This is a genomic window from Agromyces sp. Y782 (assembly GCF_059445405.1).
On sequence record NZ_JCAIUG010000003.1, the window covers coordinates 1 to 5589 of the forward strand.

The 5589-nt window shown below is 55.1% G+C and carries 2 rRNA genes; both read left to right on the plus strand.

Annotated elements, in window-relative coordinates:
* Window positions 1–184: 184 nt before the first annotated feature.
* Window positions 185–1715 (plus strand): 16S ribosomal RNA (locus AC1C2S_RS20310).
* Window positions 1716–2288: 573 nt separating this feature from the next.
* Window positions 2289–5392: ribosomal RNA gene (locus AC1C2S_RS20315) — 23S ribosomal RNA — on the plus strand.
* The 16S and 23S rRNA genes sit together here, the layout of an rRNA operon.
* Window positions 5393–5589 lie beyond the last annotated feature (197 nt).

A 5589-nucleotide genomic window follows, 5' to 3' on the forward strand; every position in this document is an offset into this window, starting at 1 on the left:
CGGGTGCGTCCGTTCCTTGAGAACTCAACAGCGTGCACTATGTTCAATGCCAATTTTTGAACCCTGTCCCGGTCTTTTGGCCGGGTGGGATTCCTTTGATTGATGGACAATTTGATTCTAAGTAGTCAGTTGTTTCTCTGTCAGTGATTGAAACTCTCAATGCCTTCGGGTGTTGGAACCAGTTTTTTTGGAGAGTTTGATCCTGGCTCAGGACGAACGCTGGCGGCGTGCTTAACACATGCAAGTCGAACGATGAACTTGGAGCTTGCTCTGGGGGATTAGTGGCGAACGGGTGAGTAACACGTGAGTAACCTGCCCTGGACTCTGGGATAACGCTGAGAAATCGGTGCTAATACCGGATAGGACCTGGAACCGCATGGTTTTGGGTGGAAAGTTTTTTCGGTCTGGGATGGACTCGCGGCCTATCAGCTTGTTGGTGAGGTAATGGCTCACCAAGGCGTCGACGGGTAGCCGGCCTGAGAGGGTGACCGGCCACACTGGGACTGAGACACGGCCCAGACTCCTACGGGAGGCAGCAGTGGGGAATATTGCACAATGGGCGCAAGCCTGATGCAGCAACGCCGCGTGAGGGATGACGGCCTTCGGGTTGTAAACCTCTTTTAGTAAGGAAGAAGGGAAGCTTGCTTCTTGACGGTACTTGCAGAAAAAGGACCGGCTAACTACGTGCCAGCAGCCGCGGTAATACGTAGGGTCCGAGCGTTGTCCGGAATTATTGGGCGTAAAGAGCTCGTAGGCGGTTTGTCACGTCTGCTGTGAAATCCCGAGGCTCAACCTCGGGCCTGCAGTGGGTACGGGCAGACTGGAGTGCGGTAGGGGAGAATGGAATTCCTGGTGTAGCGGTGGAATGCGCAGATATCAGGAGGAACACCGATGGCGAAGGCAGTTCTCTGGGCCGTAACTGACGCTGAGGAGCGAAAGCATGGGGAGCGAACAGGATTAGATACCCTGGTAGTCCATGCCGTAAACGTTGGGCGCTAGATGTGGGGACCTTTCCACGGTTTCCGTGTCGTAGCTAACGCATTAAGCGCCCCGCCTGGGGAGTACGGCCGCAAGGCTAAAACTCAAAGGAATTGACGGGGGCCCGCACAAGCGGCGGAGCATGCGGATTAATTCGATGCAACGCGAAGAACCTTACCAAGGCTTGACATAACCGAGAACGCTGCAGAAATGTGGAACTCTTTGGACACTCGGTTACAGGTGGTGCATGGTTGTCGTCAGCTCGTGTCGTGAGATGTTGGGTTAAGTCCCGCAACGAGCGCAACCCTCGTCGTATGTTGCCAGCACGTAATGGTGGGAACTCATATGAGACTGCCGGGGTCAACTCGGAGGAAGGTGGGGATGACGTCAAATCATCATGCCCCTTATGTCTTGGGCTTCACGCATGCTACAATGGCCGGTACAAAGGGCTGCGATGTCGTAAGGCGGAGCGAATCCCAAAAAGCCGGTCTCAGTTCGGATTGAGGTCTGCAACTCGACCTCATGAAGTCGGAGTCGCTAGTAATCGCAGATCAGCAACGCTGCGGTGAATACGTTCCCGGGCCTTGTACACACCGCCCGTCAAGTCATGAAAGTCGGTAACACCCGAAGCCAGTGGCCTAACCGCAAGGAGGGAGCTGTCGAAGGTGGGATCGGTGATTAGGACTAAGTCGTAACAAGGTAGCCGTACCGGAAGGTGCGGCTGGATCACCTCCTTTCTAAGGAGCAACTCGGAAGTCTTCGGGCTTTCGCAGTGCAGACCAGATCGGGTCCTTTGTGGCTCGCTGGTTGCTCATGGGTGGAACATTGACATAGGTGCCGGTTGATTTCGGCTGGACTTAGTACGTTGCTCCTTGTGGGTGATTGGAAGGGTTTGGTTGGGGGAGGCTGGTACGTGCACGCTGTTGGGTCCTGAGGGGCCGGACAACCCTGCGCCTTTTGGGTGTGGGGGTGATGGTTTCTTGCAGGCCTTCACTGATGCCGATGGTTTTGATTCGGTAGGTGGTGGGGGTTCTGGCCGTCTGTTGAGAACTACATAGTGGACGCGAGCATCTTAGAAATAGCCCTTTGGGGCTGTTTCACAAAAGGTGAATCGCCAAGAGCATCCTTTCGGGGGTGTTGTTTGGTGTGTTCACTGGTCAATTTCGCAGCATTGCCTTTGGGTGGTGTTGCACGATTCGATCTCATGTGATTTCAAGTTTTTAAGAGCAAACGGTGGATGCCTTGGCATCTGGAGCCGAAGAAGGACGTCGNCGCCTTTGGGTGGTGTTGCACGATTCGATCTCATGTGATTTCAAGTTTTTAAGAGCAAACGGTGGATGCCTTGGCATCTGGAGCCGAAGAAGGACGTCGTAATCTGCGATAAGCCTCGGGGAGCTGATAAACGAGCTGTGATCCGAGGATTTCCGAATGGGGAAACCCCGCCAGGCCCTTTGGGTGACCTGGTGACTCCCGCCTGAATATATAGGGCGGGTAGAGGGAACGTGGGGAAGTGAAACATCTCAGTACCCACAGGAAGAGAAAACAACAGTGATTCCGTTAGTAGTGGCGAGCGAACGCGGAAGAGGCTAAACCGAGCCATGTGTGATACCCGGCAGGGGTTGCATGGTCGGGGTTGTGGGACCTTTCGGACTGTACTGCCGTGCAGTCACGGTGACGCGTCAGGTATAGACGAACCGGATTGAAAGCCGGACCGGAGTGGGTGTGAGTCCCGTAGTCGAAATGCCTGGCGGCCCGGAGAGGTATCCCAAGTAGCACGGGGCCCGAGAAATCCCGTGTGAATCTGTCAGGACCACCTGATAAGCCTAAATACTCCCAGATGACCGATAGCGGACAAGTACCGTGAGGGAAAGGTGAAAAGTACCCCGGGAGGGGAGTGAAATAGTACCTGAAACCGTTTGCTTACAAACCGTTGGAGCCTCCTTGTTGGGGTGACAGCGTGCCTTTTGAAGAATGAGCCTGCGAGTTAGTGATTTGTGGCGAGGTTAACCCGTGAGGGGCAGCCGTAGCGAAAGCGAGTCTGAATAGGGCGATTCAGTCGCAGGTCCTAGACCCGAAGCGAAGTGATCTATCCATGGCCAGGTTGAAGCGACGGTAAGACGTCGTGGAGGACCGAACCCACTTCAGTTGAAAATGGAGGGGATGAGCTGTGGATAGGGGTGAAAGGCCAATCAAACTTCGTGATAGCTGGTTCTCTCCGAAATGCATTTAGGTGCAGCGTTGCGTGTTTCTTGCCGGAGGTAGAGCTACTGGATGGCCGATGGGCCCTAAAAGGTTACTGACGTCAGCCAAACTCCGAATGCCGGTAAGTGAGAGCGCAGCAGTGAGACGGTGGGGGATAAGCTTCATCGTCGAGAGGGAAACAACCCAGACCACCAACTAAGGTCCCTAAGCGCGTGCTAAGTGGGAAAGGATGTGGAGTTGCACAGACAACCAGGAGGTTGGCTTAGAAGCAGCCACCCTTGAAAGAGTGCGTAATAGCTCACTGGTCAAGTGATTCCGCGCCGACAATGTAACGGGGCTCAAGCACGCCACCGAAGTTGTGGCATTGACATTAATGGTAGGCCTTCGTGGTCCAGCCGTGTTGATGGGTAGGAGAGCGTCGTGTGGGCAGTGAAGCGGCGGTGTGAACCAGCCGTGGAGGCCACACGAGTGAGAATGCAGGCATGAGTAGCGAAAGACGGGTGAGAAACCCGTCCTCCGGAAGACCAAGGGTTCCAGGGTCAAGCTAATCTGCCCTGGGTAAGTCGGGACCTAAGGCGAGGCCGACAGGCGTAGTCGATGGACAACGGGTTGATATTCCCGTACCGGCGAAGAACCGCCCACACGAAATCAGGAGTGCTAAGCATCCCAAGACGCGTGGATCCCTTCGGGGACGATCGTGAGGCGGCATGCGACCCCATCTGGTGGAGTGAGCGTATTAACAGGTGTGACGCAGGAAGGTAGCCGATCCCGGGCGATGGTAGTCCCGGGGCAAGTGCGTAGGCCGAGCGATAGGCAAATCCGTCGCTCAGAAGGCTGAGACACGATGCGGATAAAAAGTTGGTGATCCTATGCTGCCGAGAAAAGCATCGACGTGAGGTTCTAGCCGCCCGTACCCCAAACCGACTCAGGTGGTCAGGTAGAGAATACCAAGGAGATCGAGAGAATCGTGGTTAAGGAACTCGGCAAAATGCCCCCGTAACTTCGGGAGAAGGGGGGCCTAAGGCGTGAACGGACTTGCTCCGGGAAGCGCTGTAGGGCCGCAGAGACCAGTGGGAAGCGACTGTTTACTAAAAACACAGGTCCGTGCTAAGTCGCAAGACGATGTATACGGACTGACGCCTGCCCGGTGCTGGAAGGTTAAGAGGACCGGTTAGCCGCAAGGCGAAGCTGAGAATTTAAGCCCCAGTAAACGGCGGTGGTAACTATAACCATCCTAAGGTAGCGAAATTCCTTGTCGGGTAAGTTCCGACCTGCACGAATGGCGTAACGACTTCCCAGCTGTCTCAACCGCGAACTCGGCGAAATTGCATTACGAGTAAAGATGCTCGTTACGCGCAGCAGGACGGAAAGACCCCGTGACCTTTACTACAGCTTGGTATTGGTGTTCGGTGTGGCTTGTGTAGGATAGGTGGGAGACTGTGAAGCTGGCACGCTAGTGTCGGTGGAGTCAATGTTGAAATACCACTCTGGTCACTCTGGATATCTAACTTCGAACCGTGATCCGGTTCAGGGACAGTGCCTGGTGGGTAGTTTAACTGGGGCGGTTGCCTCCCAAAAAGTAACGGAGGCGCCCAAAGGTTCCCTCAACCTGGTTGGCAATCAGGTGGCGAGTGTAAGTGCACAAGGGAGCTTGACTGTGAGACTGACAGGTCGAGCAGGGACGAAAGTCGGGACTAGTGATCCGGCAGTGGCTTGTGGAAGCGCTGTCGCTCAACGGATAAAAGGTACCTCGGGGATAACAGGCTGATCTTGCCCAAGAGTCCATATCGACGGCATGGTTTGGCACCTCGATGTCGGCTCGTCGCATCCTGGGGCTGGAGTAGGTCCCAAGGGTTGGGCTGTTCGCCCATTAAAGCGGTACGCGAGCTGGGTTTAGAACGTCGTGAGACAGTTCGGTCCCTATCCGCTGCGCGCGTAGGAAATTTGAGAGGATCTGACCCTAGTACGAGAGGACCGGGTTGGACGAACCTCTGGTGTGCCAGTTGTTCCGCCAGGAGCACCGCTGGTTAGCTACGTTCGGGATGGATAACCGCTGAAAGCATCTAAGCGGGAAGCCGGCCTCGAGATGAGATTTCCATCCCTTCGGGGGAGAGGCTCCCAGCCAGACGACTGGGTTGATAGGCCGGATGTGGAAGAGAGGACTAAAGACTCTCGCAGCTGACCGGTACTAATAAGCCGATAACTTGACAATCACTACACTCACACGTTTGAACACATTTCATGTAAAGGCCGTGTGTGTGGCCCAAGATTGCTCGCGTCCACTCTGTGGTTCCCTTCAGACGGAAACCCAATACATAACTCAACAGTTGTACCCGCACCACACCTCGGAGACCACGGTCACCCGGAAGCTGGTGCGGTCACCGAGACCACACACCCACCCATCACACA